The organism is Desulfatiferula olefinivorans (genome assembly GCF_054657895.1).
This window is the reverse complement of the sequence record NZ_BAAHXV010000004.1, coordinates 238,605-256,200: the sequence shown is the minus strand read 5'-3', so window position 1 is coordinate 256,200 and position 17,596 is coordinate 238,605. Positions and strand designations below refer to the sequence as shown.

16 protein-coding genes are annotated in these 17,596 nt (G+C 52.4%); 7 read left to right on the top strand and 9 right to left on the bottom strand.

What is annotated here, in order from left to right; genetic code table 11:
- Positions 1-32 precede the first annotated feature (32 nt).
- Positions 33-362, top strand: a complete 330-nt coding sequence (locus ACYQ11_RS05435; RefSeq protein ID WP_459922739.1) for a type II toxin-antitoxin system HicB family antitoxin — start codon at positions 33-35, stop codon at positions 360-362.
- Between the two features lie 124 nt (positions 363-486).
- Here ACYQ11_RS05435 and ACYQ11_RS05430 read toward each other — a convergent pair whose 3' ends face one another.
- The 3 genes from ACYQ11_RS05430 to ACYQ11_RS05420 form a co-directional block, all read right to left on the bottom strand.
- Positions 487-1,104: an arylesterase gene (locus ACYQ11_RS05430; protein WP_459922738.1), complete on the bottom strand. Its 618-nt coding sequence runs from the start codon at positions 1,102-1,104 to the stop codon at positions 487-489.
- A gap of 243 nt (positions 1,105-1,347) precedes the next feature.
- On the bottom strand, positions 1,348-5,187 hold the full coding sequence (locus tag ACYQ11_RS05425) for a CHAT domain-containing protein (protein ID WP_459922737.1): 3,840 nt from the start codon (positions 5,185-5,187) through the stop codon (positions 1,348-1,350).
- Between the two features lie 108 nt (positions 5,188-5,295).
- Positions 5,296-5,478 (bottom strand): hypothetical protein, encoded by a 183-nt coding sequence (locus tag ACYQ11_RS05420; RefSeq protein ID WP_459922736.1) that lies wholly within the window; start codon positions 5,476-5,478, stop codon positions 5,296-5,298.
- A gap of 106 nt (positions 5,479-5,584) precedes the next feature.
- Here ACYQ11_RS05420 and ACYQ11_RS05415 point away from each other — a divergent pair, with 106 nt between their 5' ends.
- From ACYQ11_RS05415 to ACYQ11_RS05395, 5 genes are all read left to right on the top strand, one after another.
- Positions 5,585-6,433 carry a 3-hydroxyacyl-CoA dehydrogenase family protein gene (locus ACYQ11_RS05415; RefSeq protein WP_459922735.1) on the top strand — a complete coding sequence of 283 codons (849 nt, stop codon included), beginning with the start codon at positions 5,585-5,587 and terminating at the stop codon, positions 6,431-6,433.
- 301 nt (positions 6,434-6,734) lie between these two features.
- Positions 6,735-7,400: a cobalamin B12-binding domain-containing protein gene (locus tag ACYQ11_RS05410; RefSeq protein ID WP_459922734.1), complete on the top strand. Its 666-nt coding sequence runs from the start codon at positions 6,735-6,737 to the stop codon at positions 7,398-7,400.
- Positions 7,381-8,409, top strand: a complete 1,029-nt coding sequence (locus ACYQ11_RS05405; protein ID WP_459922733.1) for a uroporphyrinogen decarboxylase family protein — start codon at positions 7,381-7,383, stop codon at positions 8,407-8,409. Before ACYQ11_RS05410 ends, ACYQ11_RS05405 begins: the two co-directional genes overlap by 20 nt.
- Entirely contained in the window at positions 8,406-9,005 is a 600-nt protein-coding gene (locus ACYQ11_RS05400; protein ID WP_459922732.1) for a DUF1638 domain-containing protein, read from the top strand. The genes ACYQ11_RS05405 and ACYQ11_RS05400 overlap by 4 nt, the downstream gene beginning before the upstream one ends.
- Positions 8,995-11,055: an ATP-binding protein gene (locus tag ACYQ11_RS05395; protein WP_459922731.1), complete on the top strand. Its 2,061-nt coding sequence runs from the start codon at positions 8,995-8,997 to the stop codon at positions 11,053-11,055. Before ACYQ11_RS05400 ends, ACYQ11_RS05395 begins: the two co-directional genes overlap by 11 nt.
- 156 nt (positions 11,056-11,211) lie before the next feature.
- Here ACYQ11_RS05395 and ACYQ11_RS05390 read toward each other — a convergent pair whose 3' ends face one another.
- The gene (locus ACYQ11_RS05390) at positions 11,212-11,514 is read right to left on the bottom strand and encodes a hypothetical protein (RefSeq protein WP_459922730.1); all 303 of its coding nucleotides are present in this window, start codon (positions 11,512-11,514) and stop codon (positions 11,212-11,214) included.
- Between the two features lie 241 nt (positions 11,515-11,755).
- Here ACYQ11_RS05390 and ACYQ11_RS05385 point away from each other — a divergent pair, with 241 nt between their 5' ends.
- Positions 11,756-12,097 (top strand): zinc ribbon domain-containing protein YjdM, encoded by a 342-nt coding sequence (locus ACYQ11_RS05385; RefSeq protein ID WP_459922729.1) that lies wholly within the window; start codon positions 11,756-11,758, stop codon positions 12,095-12,097.
- 96 nt (positions 12,098-12,193) lie between these two features.
- On the opposite strand, the gene ACYQ11_RS05380 is transcribed toward ACYQ11_RS05385, so the two are convergent.
- From ACYQ11_RS05380 to ACYQ11_RS05360, 5 genes are all read right to left on the bottom strand, one after another.
- A complete protein-coding gene (locus tag ACYQ11_RS05380; protein WP_459922728.1) occupies positions 12,194-12,724 on the bottom strand; it encodes a hypothetical protein in 531 nt (176 codons plus the stop codon).
- A gap of 30 nt (positions 12,725-12,754) precedes the next feature.
- Positions 12,755-12,943, bottom strand: coding sequence for a hypothetical protein (locus ACYQ11_RS05375; RefSeq protein WP_459922727.1), 189 nt, complete (start codon positions 12,941-12,943; stop codon positions 12,755-12,757).
- Between the two features lie 115 nt (positions 12,944-13,058).
- On the bottom strand, positions 13,059-15,425 hold the full coding sequence (locus ACYQ11_RS05370; protein WP_459922726.1) for an ATP-binding protein: 2,367 nt from the start codon (positions 15,423-15,425) through the stop codon (positions 13,059-13,061).
- Positions 15,426-15,459: 34 nt separating this feature from the next.
- Positions 15,460-15,882, bottom strand: a complete 423-nt coding sequence (locus tag ACYQ11_RS05365) for a hypothetical protein (protein WP_459922725.1) — start codon at positions 15,880-15,882, stop codon at positions 15,460-15,462.
- Between the two features lie 8 nt (positions 15,883-15,890).
- Positions 15,891-17,144: a hypothetical protein gene (locus ACYQ11_RS05360; protein WP_459922724.1), complete on the bottom strand. Its 1,254-nt coding sequence runs from the start codon at positions 17,142-17,144 to the stop codon at positions 15,891-15,893.
- Between the last annotated feature and the right edge of the window lie 452 nt (positions 17,145-17,596).

Here is a 17,596-nt window from a genome sequence, read left to right as displayed (position 1 = left end):
GCTTTTGGCTATTGAAAAAATGGGGGTGAGCCATGGCACAAAAAATTGATAAATATACATACCGTGTTACATGGTCCGAAGATGATGGGGAATATGTCGGCTTGTGTGCAGAGTTCCCAGGTTTAAGTTGGTTGGCTGACAGTCCGGAGAAATCTTTAAAAGGAATTCGCAAACTTGTAGCTGAGGTGCTCTTAGATATGGCCAATAATTCAGAGGCTATCCCTGAACCGATAGCAACCAAAAATTTCAGTGGCAAGTTTATGGTCCGTGTACCCCCTGATGTTCATAGGAAATTGGCTATACAAGCGGCTGAATCTGGTGTGAGTCTTAATCGAATTGCAAGCTCCAAACTGAGTCAATAGCTACACTATTGAACACAACAAGCCCCTTGCGCCACGCGTCGAGAAAACGGGCGGCGAAACGGTTCGGTAACGGTATCGGGAAAAACACTCGCCCAAACGAATCAAACCCCGAAATCACTACATATCACCTGATATACGGCCCAATTTTTTTGTGAAAATGCTCGGCCATGATCGTGTATCCTTTTGCGTTGGGATGGATCCGGTCGCTCATCAATCCGGTTTTGCCCATGATGCCTTTGAAAATATCAGGGATGAGAAGAGAGCCGGTGTCTTTGGCCAATTGCTTGTATGCGTCACCGAACCCTTTTCCAAAAAAGGGGATATCGATTCCGGCCAGGATGACCAGGGCGCCCTGGCCCTGAATGGTCCGTACAATGGTCTCAAGGTTGGCAAAGGCCTCTTCTTTGGAGATGCCGTTTTTAAGATCGTTGCCCCCCAGGGTGATCAGGACGATGTCCGGGTTTTTGCTGAGCACGTCTTCGGAAAGACGGTCGAGCGCGGTTCGGGTCGTATCACCGGGCACCCCCGCATTGATCACCGGCCGGCCAATCATGCGGGACAACTGGTCGGGATAACTCATACCGTTTTCCGCCCCGGTCCCAAAGGTCAGGCTGTCCCCGAAGCAGACAATGGTGTCGCCGGTCACGTTCGGATTGGTGATATCATGGCCCGGGCCACCCATCAGGATAATCAGCGCGATCCCCAAAAAAATCACGCCAAGACCGATCGTCGTTTTTTTCATGGCCCGCCTCCCTGATATATATATGTGTGTGTTTGCCGAATCGCAATGATCACCTTTGATACGATGAGTATCGATGATTTACGTCAGATGATCAAAGAAAAATAATACATGCGATGGGATAAAACGGCATGGAACAGTGTGTTGCCTTCGCGATCAGCGGCCCCCTTACCTTTATCGAAACGATCAAATAATCCGCATCATTCGGACCGCAACTTCTCAAAACCGGTTAGAATGATTCCTTCATCAACGATCAAGCCGAACCCTATTCCATGTGATTCCGTCATGGCTGTAAATCATCAGCCCATGATTCCCGACAGCGACACAGGTATTTCCTGACCATGCGATACTATTGACGTTTCCCTGGGTATTTTTTTCTTTGAGATCAAACATATCCCAATGAATACCGTCATGGCTTTTCGCTGATTGTTTCCATAAAACCATCACATACGACTCTCCGGTCCACGCGACCGGTAAGTTCCCAATATCATTTTTCGATGGCGTCCAGACAACGCCGTCTGGACTTATTAAAAAATGGTTTTCCCCAACGACCAGAAATTGGTCGCCGTTCCATATCACCTGATAAAATCGTTCTTTTTCCTGAGGCGAAAATGCCGTATTCCAGTTCAATCCATCCGAGCTGGTGTGTATCTCCGCACCCACACAGACAAACAGTTCATGACCGGATGGACCACCGTATTCAATATCACCGATATTTTTGTCTCCCTTGCGAGTCGAAATTGAGATTTCAGACCAGCTATTAAGATCTTTTGATACCCGTCCATTTCCGAAACGGCCTTGCATCAGATACAACCCGTTGCCCCAGGCCGGTACCGTATAGCCGTCGGTTTTCATCAAAAAAGACCACTGAAAAAGATTATTACTGACATAAATGCTATCCCCCCCACCCATATTACTGGCCTCGGTTAAAATATAGGTGCCATCTGCGTACAACAAATCATGAAGAATATGATTGCTACCCATGCCGGGAGTCTCACGAAACCAGTTGATTCCATCCGGGCTGGTCAGCATGGTATCCCAATTCCCTACGACTAAAAATTGTTTGCCATCCCAAATAATGCGATTCAACTGAGTGGATATTTCTTTGGCCGGTTTTTTGTAGGTATCCATACTGACGGTCGCATTGAGAAGGTGGTCCTGATTCAGATTGCCGTAAAGAATCATCGGAGCCCAGAAAAAAGGGTGAAGGTGCTGAAATTGTTTTTCGGCGACAGCCTGGGATAAATAATCCAGTTTGCTTGACTGCAGTGCCCGGACCGGAGACTGAAAGTTAGAAATAGATTCAAACATACCGGTGCTTATCTGCTTTGCGGACATGGATTCCACCGCCCAGAGATTCACAGCTGCGGTTGAAGCCCCGGAGTACATGAAAGCTCGAGCAAGACCAAACGTCCCTTCCCCTTTGATCATTTCCCCGCGCCCGGTGTTGCAGGCGGAGAGAACCACCATATCTGCATTTATTTTAAGCCCGAGAATATCGTTCATCGTTAGAAACGATCCTTGATCGGAATCGGAAAGAACGATGGCGGGTTGCAGCACGCCATTGGTTTCCCCCGGAATGACGGCATGTGTGGCAAAAACGATATATTTATATAAACTCAACGAATCAGCGTCATTCATGCCGAGTATCCGGTCCCGGTTGGCATTCTCACGCACATAAACATCATGAACGCCATTCGAAATCGCATTCTTCAAACATGCCGATATCGTCCGCACTTCGTCTTCTGTCTCCGGAAGATCGGCAAAATCGCCACCCATCAATGTCAAGTATTCATTTTTCTGCATGGTCCGTGTTGATGCGTCTCGGGATCCGTCCGAATCAAAAACAGGATTTGCAAATGCAAGAAGTTCGTTCTGCCTTGGCCTGTTTTCAAATTCGCGTTTCCGTTTTGTGTCGTAAATCAATTTCAACATCGACGCGGAAGACAGATAGGAAACCGCATAGTCTTCAATCAGATAGTGTGGAACGCCATTGGCTGAAACCCCTAAGATCAAAGCCTCAAATGCAAGATCATACAAGCATCCCGTGGGAACGATGAAAAGTATCTTTTTATCAGATAGTTTCTGCAAAACCGATTCCTGGAAAAGAACCTGATACAAGTCCGAACTAACGGGAGCAAACTCGGCAAAACTCTTGTTGATGATGTCGGAAAAACCGTCAGCATCGACACCCGATTGAAGCGCATCAATGGCCTGCTGTGATGAATACCGTCGGAATCGTTTAACCCTTTCTGTCAGATCTTCTTCGGCCATGGCGACGGTATGAAGAGAAACATCCTCTTTGGTTATCACCCATGACAAGATGCCTGAGGGTGTGGTCTGAAACACCAAAACCCCTTCATCCGGCTTAAGCAACCCCGATCGCAATTCATCATATGAAACAGCCTGAGGGTTGATAAGGCTCGCGTATTCGGGGAAATTATTTATCATATGCGTTTTATGACGAAGCCTCTCAAAACTTGCGGTATTGAGAAAACCAGCCACAAGAATGCCCGGGTGATAGTTCTCATCTCCGATACCGCCTATTCTGTCCTCAACCAAATGTTTGTATTTGTTTTCATATTCAATGAGTTTCTGGGGCTTTCGCGAAAAATTACGTGCGCCACTTAGCCCTATCCTGTCCAAAAATTCCCGGCCCTGTTTCCTTTCGAAAACATCCCAGGATAGGCGATCAAAACCCTTATCCGGATATTTTTGATGCAGCGATGCGTAGGCAGAAATCATCTCATCATACACCCATTTTTTATCCCTCATGAATTCCGATCGTTCTTTCATCGTATCCAGAGAAGAACGTATATGTTCAATGGCCGTCAAAACCGCCCGATTATGGTCAACGATACTAAGCGACATGGTGTTGTTATAAAGCAGCCCTGATGCAAGACCGCGTTGAATTCTCCAATACAATTCACAATCATACATGAAAAAATCATCCGGAAGAGCGTCAAGCTGATGTTTGTCCGTTGTTTCCGCAATACGCTGATAGAATATCGAACAACGATATTTCACTTTGTTTTCATATTTAATAAAATGAATCAAATCCCTGCAAATACGGTTTGCTTCATCGTATTGGCCCAATTTTGACAAGATTTCCGACTTGTTAAACAACACCACAGTGTCCGGGTGGGATTTTTTTTTACTGATATTCCGGGTCAATGAGCCGATATCGGACAACGCCGCGTTCAAGTCCCCGTTACGATAATTGGACAAGGCCTGGTTGTTTGTGATGATCGTTTTATATCGATCATTATTTTCTATGGTTACATCTTCAAGATCGGATCTTGCGGCGACGAGATACACCGTGGCCAGAGTGTCTTGTCCCATTGATGCATAAACATTTGAAAGATTGATATTATTACATATCATCCCCTCATGGTTGTCCATTTTCGTATCAATGGCCAGGCTTTCTTTGAGAAAATCGAGCGAGTCCTGATACATTCCTTTTCGTGCATACAAAACACCAAGGTCAGTCAAAATGGCTGATTCTTTTTTTTGCTCTTTGGTTTCACGACTCAACTCAAGAGCCCTCTTGTAATATACATCCGCCATGGAATACTTGCAGAGCATCTCATAATTCTTTGCAATATTTAAAAAAAGAGCTGCGAAGACCTTCTTCAATCGGGCAATTTCACTTGTGTTTTTTTCTGAGATACGGATTGAAAAATTAAAAAATTCTTTATCCACGCGCTCTTCATAATCGCAGAGTGCCGAGACAAATTTATCGGATCGGTCATTCCCGTTTTCTTCGATCGATCGCCTTGCCCATAGAAACAGGGTCGCATCTTCCCGATGTTTTTTCTGGGATTCGATAAAATTCTCACTTACGATGGGCGATGGTTTTTTGTTTGTTTTTATAACGAGGGCACGGATATTCTTTGCGATATCAGGTGATATTCCCTGCATGGGCAATGTCAAGGCGGGCGACGGCGCCTGATTAGACTCTCCGGCCGGGAATTGATACCTTTGTACAGACCCCTCCGACTGGCTCGTTTCGGGTTTATGTTTCAAAAACAGTGCGCCTGAAACAATAACAATAGCCAGGATAATAAGAGCGTTTCGTTTTGTCATTTTCATTTTTATTCCGTCTCGGCATGGAGGAGTGATCGGTTATTTGATTACCGATCCGAAATAGCAATTCATCAAGATGTCATTCAATCATACTCACATCTTTTTTTATCATTTATCAGGTTTCATTTTGAGGTACAACGATGGAATTCGCCCCTTCATGGACCCCGAGGTTTTTTCTTCGTGATCATCATGCCCTTCATCAAGCACATGCGAACGGGTGGTATCATCTTCGGTAACGGTATCGAGTTTTTGGATACCGTTTTTGTTTGGGGCAGGCATTGCAGGAACCATATTTTAACCAATATTGTATTGACAGCCGTTTAATCTTTACGTAAACGTTAACAAAAATGACTTTCTGCCGGGAGTTCCGGCTAACACGTCCAAAACAAGGGGAAAGATGATGACTGCGATTAAAAAAGTCGGCGTTGTGGGCGCCGGGATGATGGGGGCGGAGATTGCGCTCTGCTGTGCACGGGCGGGAATGGATGTGCTGATGAAAGAGATCAGCCGGGAGCTTGCCGACAAGGGCAAAACGACGATCGATAAAATCCTTTCCAAATCGGTCGACAAGGGGAAACTCGACGCATCGGAAAAAGAGGCGATTTTAGGGCGCGTCACCCCGCAGTCCTCGAACGACGGGTTTGAAGACGTTGATATCGTCATCGAAGCCATCCTTGAAGTGATCGATATCAAGCAGAATCTCTTCAAAGAGCTCGATGTTGTCTGCAAGCCGGACTGCCTTTTCGCATCAAACACCTCGTCCATTTCGATCACCCGGCTTGCCTCTGCCGCACGGCCCGAACGGTTCATCGGCCTGCATTTTTTCTCGCCCGCATCGGTCATGAAGCTCGTCGAAGTGATCCCCGGCCTCTTGACCGCTCCTTATGCCGTGGACATGGCCATGGCCTTTTGCGAGGCGATCGGCAAGAAACCGGTCAAGGTCAGAAACGTGGAGGGGTTTGTGGTCAACCGAATCCTGCTCGTCATGATGAATGAAGCCTACAGGCTTTTGGATGAAGGCGTTGCGACCATCGAGGATATCGACACCGCCTGCATGCTCGGCCTCGGCCATCCGGTCGGGCCCTTCCGCCTCAGCGACAACATCAGCCTCGACCTTCTTTCAAAGGTGTTTGACATTCTAAGCGAGGCCTACGGCGACCGGTTCAAAGCCCCCGGTATCTTCCGCGAGCACCTGGACGCCGGACGGATCGGCAGGAAGGTCGGAAAAGGCTGGTACGATTACTAACGGATATGCACGAGAACAAAAGCCGTTCAAAGACTCCGGCCGAAACGGGGAAGGCGGGCGATAACCAGCCCCCTCCCCTCACGGCCTGACAATGCCCCTGCCCCCCCCTTTTCGCGCTGTTTCGCCTGGGTCGCGAGCAAAGGCTTGACACGCCGGGTCGGCCAGAGTACGTTTAAATCATTTATAAAACGCCCGTTTGGTCGGGATGACACAGCTATCTCAACCAAGGTAAAAACGCATTTTCAGGTCATACGATTTTTCGCGACGAAACCCCGGCTTATCAATCCGTCCCGGAGGTACCATGGAACACCGTGTTGCACGAGAACATCTTCTTGATTTTATTCTTTCAGGAAACAGGGCCGACGCAAACGCCCTGCTCGATGACTGGATGGCCCGGCATGGTTCACAAAGCACGCTTTCCGATGTGCTTGAACCTGTTCTAACGGAAATCGGCGAAGGATGGGTTGCTGAACGCATCAGCCTCGCCATCGGCTACCTTGCCGGTAAAATCGCCGAAGACACACTGATGAAAGTCCATGCGCTCAAAGCCGCATCGCCTTTGACCCGGGGGCCGGTGGTGATCGGCAACGTCGAGGATGATTACCATTCCCTGGGCCGCCGGCTTGTGGGGATTTTTCTGAGAACCGCAGGATGGAACGTCATCGATCTGGGCAACGACGTGACGGCGGACCTGTTCGTGGATGAGGCCCTTAAAAACGGGGCCAGGGTGATCGGTGTTTCGGCCATGATGTTTACCACGGCCCAAAATATCCTGAAAATCCGCGAGGAAATCGATCGGCGGGGCCTTAGGGATCACCTCAAACTCGCTGTGGGCGGGGCTGTTTTCAAAATCAGGCCCGAGTTGGCGGACGAAGTGGGTGGCGACGGGACAACGGCCAGTGCGGTGGGGGCCCCCGACCTGATAACCCGTCTGTGGAGGGATAGCGATGACCTTGACCTCCCGTGAACGCGTCGTCGCTGCGTTGCAGGGCCGCAACACGGATCGGCCGCCGTTCACCATGACCCTGAGCCTTTACGGAGCCGGTCTTACCGGATGCCCCACAACCGCCTATTACCGTGATCCCGATCGTTACGTCGACGGCCAGGCGGCCGTTGACCGGCTGGTTGGGCCGGATATCCTTTTCGCCCCCTTCGCCCTGCCCCTTGAGGCGGAAGCCTTCGGGAGCGAGCTGACCTTTTTGCCGAACAATCCGCCCAATGTGAAGAAACCCGCCTTTCGGAATCCGGAAGCGTTCGGGGATCTGCGTCTTCCCCGCACAGAGCAACGTCCGGGCCTTGTTTACCTCCGGGAAAGCGTTCGTCTCCTTTCGAAAACATTCAGGGAAACAAAACCCGTTTGCGCCGTCATCGCCGCCCCTGTGGATCTTCCCGCCCTTCTGATGGGCATTGACATGTGGATCGAAACCCTTTTGTTTGACGAGCCTCTGGCACAAAATATTCTGGAGAAAACGGGCCGGCATTTTGTCAGCCTGGCCAACACCCTGATTGACCATGGGGCGGACTTTATCGCCATCCCGGTGATGTTCACCCATCCGTCCCTGCTTTATCCGAAAATGATCGAGGACATCATCCTTCCGGCCCTCAGGCAATGTATGACGGAGGTCAGGGGGCCCATTGTGTTTCATCATGGCGGGAATCCCATCGTTCCCATGCTGCAAAGCTACCTCGATCTGCCCCAGGTGGGCGCCTTTGCCGTGGATCACCGGGATTCTCTGGACAAAGCCCGATCCATTCTGGGCCCACACCGCCTCCTTCTCGGGAATCTCAACGGCCCCGCCCTCAATCGGATGCCCATGAAGACGGTTCGTGAGCGCGTGACAGATATTCTGACCGACCGAAAAGACGATCCCTGTTTTGTGTTTGCCACGTCGGCGGCGGACGTTCCCATGGACACGCCCCCGGAAACCCTGACGGCCATTGCCGAAACCATCCGGTCATCAAAGGACACATCATGAAACAGGTGCCGTTGATTTTATGCTGCTCCGTCCTCAAACGGGAAATTCTGTCCGTTCTTGGGACCATGCCCGAAGCAGACGGTCTGGTGTTTCTCGACTCCATGCTGCACATGCGCCCCCTTAGCCTTCATCGTGACATGCAGAGGGTTTTATCCGAGCAAAAAAACCGGCCATGCCTGATTGTCTATGGAGACTGCCACGCCCACATGCATGAGATGGAACAGGTTCCCGGCCGTGTGAGACTGCCGGGCGTGAACTGTGCCGAACTTTTGCTTGGCCCGGAACGGTACGCGGCCTGTCGACGAGAAAAAACCTTTCTTTTCCTGCCGGAATGGACCGAGCGATGGCAGGAGGTCTTTCATAAAGAGCTGGGCTTCTCTGACCGTGAGCTGGCCCGGGAGTTCATGGGAGAAACCCGGAAACGGCTGGCGTATCTGGATACGGGCCTTGTGCCTGTCCCCACAAAAACCCTCGATGACATCGCCTCATTCTTCAATATGCCCGTTGAAACGATCCCTGCGCCGTTAGACCATCTGGCCCGCGCGGTTGAAACGGCTTTGATGTGGCTTGACAAGGGACCGAACCATGAATCATGATCCCCTGATTTCGGCACTCCAACAGGATCTGTTGCTCAATATCCTGTCCCATTCCGAAGATATCGGCAAATGCGCGTCGATGATCACGACCCAGATCCGAGAAATTATCGGGGCGCGGCTGGTGGCCCTCTTCGAAAACACACCGGATGGTGAACGACGGCTGATCGGTGCCTGCCCCGAGCGACGGAAAGACATGTTTGACCGACCGGACCTCGCCTCACTCAGGGATCTTTCGGATGCGATGAGGTCTCCGGCCCTCATACGACCGGGTCAGGGAGACATCGGCCAAATCCTCCGTGCGTGCGGCATGGGGTCATCGTTTGTCATTCCGCTCAGGGTCGGCGCAGAGAGTTTCGGGGTGCTCCTTCTGCTCGACATCATGGATGAACGGGGCATCGAGGGCATTCTCGGCACCTTGACCGATCTGTCCGGCCTTCTTTCCCTGATTCTCAAAAATTCCTTTCTGTTTCGAAACCTGGAACGCCTTGTCGAGCAACGAACTGCGGCCCTCATTGAAAGTGAAACCCGATCCCGGTTGATTCTTCAGGTGGCGCTTGACGGATTTGTCATTTCAGACGCGGAAGGACAGATCCTCGACGTCAACGACGCATACTGCAGAATCACCGGATTCAGCCGGAATGAACTGATGCAGATGACACTGGAACAGATCGATGTGAACCAGTCAGACGAAGACATCCGGACCAGGATGAAAAAAATTCTTTCCGGCAGCATGGATCGATTCGAAACCCGTCACATCCGAAAAAACGGGGGTTTCGCTATCCTTGACGTGACTGCCCAGACGCTCCCCGGAAGCGATGATCAGGTTTTTGCCTTCATTCGGGATATTACCGACCAGAAAAAATCGGAAAAAGAACAAGCGTCGTTGAAAGAACAGTTGGTTCAGGCCCAGAAAATGGAATCGGTGGGACGGCTCGCCGGCGGGGTGGCCCACGATTTCAACAATATGCTGGGGGTGATCCTCGGGCATACGGAACTTGCCATGGATCAGGTGGACCCGGGGCACGTGCTCGAATCCGATCTTTGTGAAATCCGAAAAGCGGCCCAGCGATCGGCGGACCTGACACGCCAGCTGCTTGCCTTTGCCCGGAAACAGACCATTTCCCCGAAGGTTCTGAAACTCGATGATGCGGTCACCGGAACCCTTTTCATGATACGGCGGCTCATCGGCGAGGGAGTGGTACTTTCCTTCCGCTCCGAGGTCGGGCTCTGGCCTGTCCGGATGGATCCGTCCCAGGTGGACCAGATCCTTGCCAACCTCTGCATCAACGCCCGGGATGCCGTCCACGGTTCCGGCCAAATCCGTATTGAAACGACGAACTGTTCGTATGACGAAGGATACTGCACCCATCATCCGGATCACAACCCCGGCGACTTTGTGTGCCTGTCGGTGTCCGACAACGGGAGCGGCATCGACCGGGAGACGCTCGATCATATCTTTGAGCCGTTCTTCACCACCAAGCCCCAGGGACAGGGAACCGGCCTGGGTCTGGCCACCGTCTACGGGATCGTCAAACAGAATAAGGGATTCATTGTCGTTGACAGCGGGCCGGACCAGGGGACGGCCTTTCGCATCCATCTCCCGCGGGAGGAGGAGCCCGAACCCCCGTTCGTTCCAGCCTGTGAGGAAACAACAGCGGAATCAGGCCAGGGAACGGTCCTTCTGGTGGAAGACGAGCCGTCCATGCTGTCCATGGTTAAAACCATGCTGGAAAGCATGGGCTACAAGGTCCTTTCGGCCGCCTCACCGTCCGAGGCCATCCGTCTGGCCCGGGAACACGGAAAAGAGATCCACGTTCTGATGACCGACGTGATCATGCCTGAAATAAACGGCCCCGAACTCGCTGACCGTCTGACGGCGGATAATCCGGGCCTCAAACGGATCTTCATGTCCGGTTATACAGCAAACCTTATCGCCCGGCAGGGCTCCCTGATCGATGAAACCCACTTCCTCCGGAAGCCCTTTATGAAAAAAGACCTGGCCGAAAAAATGCGTCTTGTGTTTCAGGACGCCCAACATTCGAAACGATAAACGGATCAAGCCTTTATATCTTCCGTTACTGGATGTTTCTGTCTTCGCGCCCATCTATGGACTCCTGGAACGTGTCTTCATTTAACGGCATTGATTTCGATCTCCCCTTCAGGTCCTTACGAGAGCATCATATCTTGAACGCCCTGACCACGTTCCTCAGAACCGAGAACGATTCTGATCAGGGAAGGCATGCCGCGCGGCGGCCACGTCGGAAAAGCCGACGGAGCTTTGGGCGACGTCGTCGCTGCGTTCGGCCATGTCTCCGGCCACCCGGGTCATTTCCGTCATCAGGCCTGTGATGCCGGAGGAGATGTCACCGGCGTCCGAGGATTTGTGGGAGGTGTCTTCAATGCCTTTGGCCACTTCCGACACATTGAGGACGATTTCCCGGGTGGCGGCGGACTGCTCCTCGACGGCTGCGGCGAGCCCCGACACGATGGTATTGACACCCACGATCACGTTCGAGATCTCCCCCATTTCCCCGGAGGCATAGGAGGTGGCCGTTGAATCCCCCGGATTTTATCCGTTGGAGTAAAAAATCTTAAAGGATTTCTCATTTTATCTGATCGGAACGGAAAATCATTTTCGTGATGGCATACGTCGGGATTGTGGGTTATGGTGTCGCCATTGACATGTTCCGCTTCGATCGCATCGAAAAAAACGGACGGCCGGATAAACACTCACATGAAAAGGATGCCCCATGAGCCAATTACCTCCATGCCCACAATGCAGTTCGGAATACGCCTACGAAGACGGGCTTTTGTATGTCTGCCCGGAATGCGGCCTTGAATGGTCGCCTGATGCGGAAAAGGCCGGCTCCGATCAGAACGCCGTGGTGCGTGATGCTTATGGAAATGTGCTTGCGGACGGGGATGCGGTAACGGTGATCAAAGACCTGAAAATCAAAGGTTCGTCATCCGTCGTCAAGGTGGGAACCAAAGTCAGGGACATTCGCCTCGTCGACGGCGACCATAATATCGACTGCAAAATACCGGGTATCGGCGCCATGAAGTTAAAATCGGAATTTGTCAAAAAATCATGACGACATCTAAAAAATTTGCCTCCGCCGGGTCCCAGGCGCGTTTTCAAAATGCCGGCCGACGGAGGCAACCATCACACCCCTGCTTCGAAATGGGTTCTAGTAGATCGGCGGCAACAGACAGGCCCTGACGGTTTTGCTGTTGTTTCCGGGATTACAGTCTTCGACATTGCCGTCAATGCGGGTTATTCTTGCCGTAACGCCGCTGGATGCCTTGATCAGCACAGGGCCGCTTTGAATTTTAATGGCCTTTCTGCTGTTGCCGTTAATAGAAAAGGGAACCGGCACGGTGACGGATCTGTTGGAGGACTCATCGAAATAATTCACCTGCAGCAGTCCGGTTGCATTGGCCTTCGAGCCGGAACACGGCCAGTTGCCGATGGTGACCCAAAGGTCGTTATAGAGCATGGCATTGACCCTTTCCAGGGGTTCACTGCAAAGACACTCCATGGCATGAATGCTTTCAACAACAAGATCCGTTTTAAATTTTACCGGCACAAGGACGGCGTCGTTCGGTTTGACCGCTCCGGGGTTGACGACGGCCTGCTTTGCATAGACAGTTGAGGAGCATAGCATAAACCATGCGGCCGTCAGCAGAATGACAATGTGGGTGTTTGCGTTGATTTTCATAGGAATCTCCTTTTTTCAGGTTTTTACCATTCAAGAACCATTGGCGTATTTGCCGCCGGCATTTCCTTGATTACCGATGAATCCGCGTGACGCCGTGGCGTCTTTAGTCGCGTTTTCAATAGGTCTGTAACCTGAACGTTCAAAAACGTTCAAAAAAAAGAGGAGTATCTCTCCCACATTCCTTGACCGACAATCACGGATCACCATGTCAGTGGCCATAAAACCGTCCTGCGACAAACAGAATGCGCCACTCAGACGAAAACGGCCCCGACTCGGATGACACGAGCCCTCAGCATCCGAGATCAGGTTGTTTCGGATTGTATCCCGGATTGAATCAGGCCCCTTCGTCCAGAGCCTCCCTAAGGCGGGCGGCGAGGTCACGGAGGCTGAAGGGTTTGGCGATGAAACGAACGCCTTTGTCGAGGATGCCGTGGTGGGCGATGACATTGGCGGTATAGCCGGACATGTACAGGCTTTTCACGCCAGGCCGCAGGGTTTCGATTCGCCGGGCCAGTTCCTTCCCGTTCATTTGCGGCATCACCACATCGGTGAGAAGCAGGTCGATGTTTCCCTTATGGTCAGCGGCTAGGGTAAGGGCCTCTTCGACCCGCGCGGCGGCGAGAACGGTGTAGCCCAGTCGCTCGAGCATGTTCCGGGTGAGATTCAGAACGACCGCCTCGTCTTCGACCACCAGCACGGTTTCCGAGCCTCCTATGATGCGATCCTCACCTTCCTGCGACAGGAAAGATTCTCCGGACAGACAGCGGGGCAGGTAGATCTTGAACGTCGTCCCCTTGCCCGGTTCGCTGTAGACATTGACGAATCCGCCGTTCTGCTTGACGATGCCGTAAACGGTGGACAATCCCAGCCCGGTTCCCTCTCCGCTTGGCTTTGTCGTGAAGAAGGGTTCGAAAATCCTGACCAGGATGTCCCTGTTTATCCCCGTTCCGTTATCGCTGACCGCGAGAAGCACATAATCACCGGGCAGACATTCGACCCGATCCTTGCAATAGGCCTCGTCGTAGACCACGTTGGCGGTTTCGATGGTGATCCGCCCCGTGTCGTCAACGGCGTCTCTGGCGTTCACCACGAGATTGGCCAGAATCTGGTCGATCTGGGACGGATCGGCGTTGACGGGCCAGAGGCCTTTCTCCGGCGACCAGACCAGCCGAATGCCTTCGCCGATCAGCCGCTGAAGCATTTTGAGCATGCTGCCCACGATATCGTTGAGGTCGAGAATCTTAGGATCGATGGTCTGTTTGCGCGCAAAGGCCAGAAGCTGGCGGGTCAGATTGGCGGAACGTTCCCCCGCATTCAGGATGCTGCTTAAGACCGTGTAAAAGGGGTCCGTGGGAGCCAGATCCTCAAGGGCCATTTCCGCGTTGCCGATGATCACGCTGAGCATGTTGTTGAAATCATGGGCCACGCCGCCGGCCAGTTTCCCGATGGATTCCATTTTCTGGCTCTGGACAAGCTGTTCCTGGAGCCTGACCCGCTCCTTCTCCGCCAGCTTTCGTGGGGTTACGTCCCGACAGACATAGACCCGACCGAAGGGGGCCCCGTCTTCGTTTCGAAGCACATCGCCTCCGATCTCAAAATAAAGGATCGCCCCGTCTTTTTTGAGAACCATGTACTCGTTCATGGCCTGGCGGCCATCGAGCATCACCAGCATGTTGTCCCGGGCCCGCTGATGATCATCCGGGGAGATGAACATCAGCATGTTCGTATCAATCAGCTCTTCACGGGAAAAACCCGTCAGTTCCAGGGTGAAATCATTGACGAAGAGGATGCGCCCGTCCATGTCGGTCCGCATGACGACCTCGGGGATGGTGTTGACCAGTTTGGTGTGAATCTCCTCGCTTTTCCGGAGGCTCTCCATGGAGATTCGATGGCTGTCGATTTCGGCCCGCAAATCACGGTTGTACACCTCCAGTTTTTCCATGAAGATATTGAAATATCGGGCAAGGCGTCCGAATTCGTCCGATGCGGAATCATCCAGCCGCGTGGAAAATTCGCCCATGGCGCCCGTGGAAAAGGCATCGATGGTTTTCTGGAGGGGGACCTTGATGAATCTCATGACGACCAGAAGGACGACCAGAAGGGAAGCGCCCACGCCGAACACGAAAATCAGGACGTTCACCAGCCCCTGTCGCTGGAGCTTTCTGCCGGTGGTCTTCAGTTCGCTGAGGATGGTGTTTGAGAAATACTCACTGTACCGTCTCAGATCGCCGGCAATGCCCTTCCACGTTTCAGCCAGGTGCGCGGCTTTTTCTATGGTTTCAGGGCTGTAATCCGATGCGGTTTTACGCATCTCCTCATACACGTCCGGTGCCCATATACTGAATTCCCTGAGGTCCTCCAGTGTTTCGGCGATTTCTTTTTTCACCAAAGGATCACGGACGATTTTATCAAGTTCATCCAGCTCCCTGATCACTTCATCGCCCTTTTCCCGGGCATGAATCGACAGATATATATCGCCGTTCACCACCATGTCCTGGTACAGCTTGATCTCTTCTTCGAACAGGCGGAGAATTTTCCTGCTGAGCTGGGAGGCCGGATACACCGTGTCGGCCAGGTCGTTCAGCCGGACGTTGGTCTGGCGACTCATGAAAACCCCGTAGCCGATGGTCAGGGAATACACGACAACCACCACCCCCAGAGGCAGAAGAATCTTTTTCGCGATGCTCATCGAACGCCACATGATGTCTGTTTCCTGATTTGAAGCCCCGAAGCCGTCAATCCTTGACCGTGATGACCTTGACCGTATCATGATCGATTTCAGAACCGATATAGCCCAGGCCGCCGGGCGTGTTTTCGACAAAGCGGATTACATCGTCCTCATGGTCGAAGGCTTTCGGCGGGGTCCCCGTTCCGATAAAAACGGCCTGTCTCCAGAAAATATCGAACTGGGAGACGTTCATGTCGATGAACGATCTCAGAAAGGTCTCGTGAATGTCGCCGTGTTTCAGACACACTGGCACGATGCGCCGGTCTCCGGTCGAAAAGGTCTTCTTGCCCAGGAAAATCCGCTGGAGCTCGTCGCCGGTCAATGTGGAAAAAGGGATATCCCGGTGGGCGATCACCATGACGGATCCGGCCCGGGCGGGCATGGCGACCGATACCAGAAGGAGCAGTAAAAGCAGAATGGTCTTTTTCATCGCCCCCCCTAAAACATATAGGTAACCTTCGCGGCGAAGAGTCCCCAGTGCTCTTCCACCGCGAAAGGATCCTGATAGTCGAACACCTGCGCCGCCCCGTCGATGACGTGGCCTTCCAGCTTGCAGATCCAGCCCGGGAGGGGATCGAACCTGAAGCTCAGGCAGGCGTCTTTCTGCCAGCCCATGTAATCGGGGCGTCCATAGGCGGTTTGATCTCTTCCGCTCCGGTCTTTTTTGTTCGGATAATAGACACTGTAGTAAGCTGCCACCTCGAGCCAGCGGGTAAAACGATAGTCAATTCCACCGTAATAGCCTATGCTGTGACCCTTGCGGCTGTCATAACCCGCCGCACCCGAATCCATCGTAAATCTCTGAACCGTATCCAAGACTTCGGCGGTCAGCATCAGATTGCCCCGGCGGTACTCGACCGACCCCATCCAGACGTTTTCAAGGTCGATGCGAAGCCGGCGGGCGGGCTGTCCCTCGATCACCACGTCGGGATCACTGGTGGGGATATCCGGAACGGCGGGCGATTCCGCCTCGATGCGGGCCTGTTCATAGGAAACGCCCAGCCTCAGGCCTTTGATCGGGACATTCCAGAACACATGGGTGGTGTCGGTGTAGCGGATATTGGTCTGGATATCGCCGACATCGGCGCCGGGAAACCGATTGAGAAACTGTCGTCTGAGGGCCACGGAATCCAAATCCAGATCCTTGGACCCGTAGACGTGCTGGTAATCGAAACTGCCCAGGGACGCCGCCGGAATCGTTCCGTAGAGCGCCCCCCCCTTGGCGGCGTTCGAGATGTCGCGCATGTCTTCCCGGTAAACACTCTGGGGCAGAAGGATACACGTTCTGAGCAGATCCACGTCGCGGCCCTCGTTGAAAAGACCCATGGGACGTTTGACCTTGCCCACCCGGAGACCCAACTCGTCGCGGAAACGATAATCGCCATAGCCCCAGTCCAGGTTCACCTTGTTGTTGCCCGCGTCCCCAAGATCCCGGGCGATGAACTGGCAGCCGACCCGGAGCCGGTCTGTCAGCTCCCGGGACACGTTAATGGCCACGTCGTTGAACTCGGTGCTTCCCCCTTCCGTTCTGGCCAGATAATCATTGGCCGTGGTCCTGAGATAACCCTGGCTGACGAAACCGTGCACGGAAAGAGGGCCGGCGTCGAAGGCCCGGCAGACACCGGGAACAAAAAGAAAAAACAGCAGAACCGTCACGATCGCGTGCTTGAATATGGGGCGAGTGGGTGACATGGCCCTCCAGATCCCGGCATGATCAGGTTGCCGGGCCCATGATGAAGAAAAAAACAGGGAAACCGAATCTGATGATCCGCTCCTCAGACCCCGGTATTCCCGTTCAATCCGCGTGTATGTTGTTGAAGTAAGTCCGCACCATCAGGGTGGAATGTTCAATGTCCAAATAAGCTACCATGGGCTTTTTACGGGTGTCAAGGGCTTTGTCCGAGGAAAAAATGCGGGGATTGGATGTGATGACGTTTTACGAGTTCATCATGAATATCATCGATTCCTCCATGCTGTTTTATGGACAATGTCATTAGCTTAACGAGTGATGTTGCTGTTTCGCCTGATGGGCAAAGCGCAGCGTGCCCATCAGTGTCTTAAGTTAATGACATTGATTATATGGACACGTGACTCAGATTTCAAACATATCACCCAAGAACGGTTGAATGGGACCGGCCGTCGCC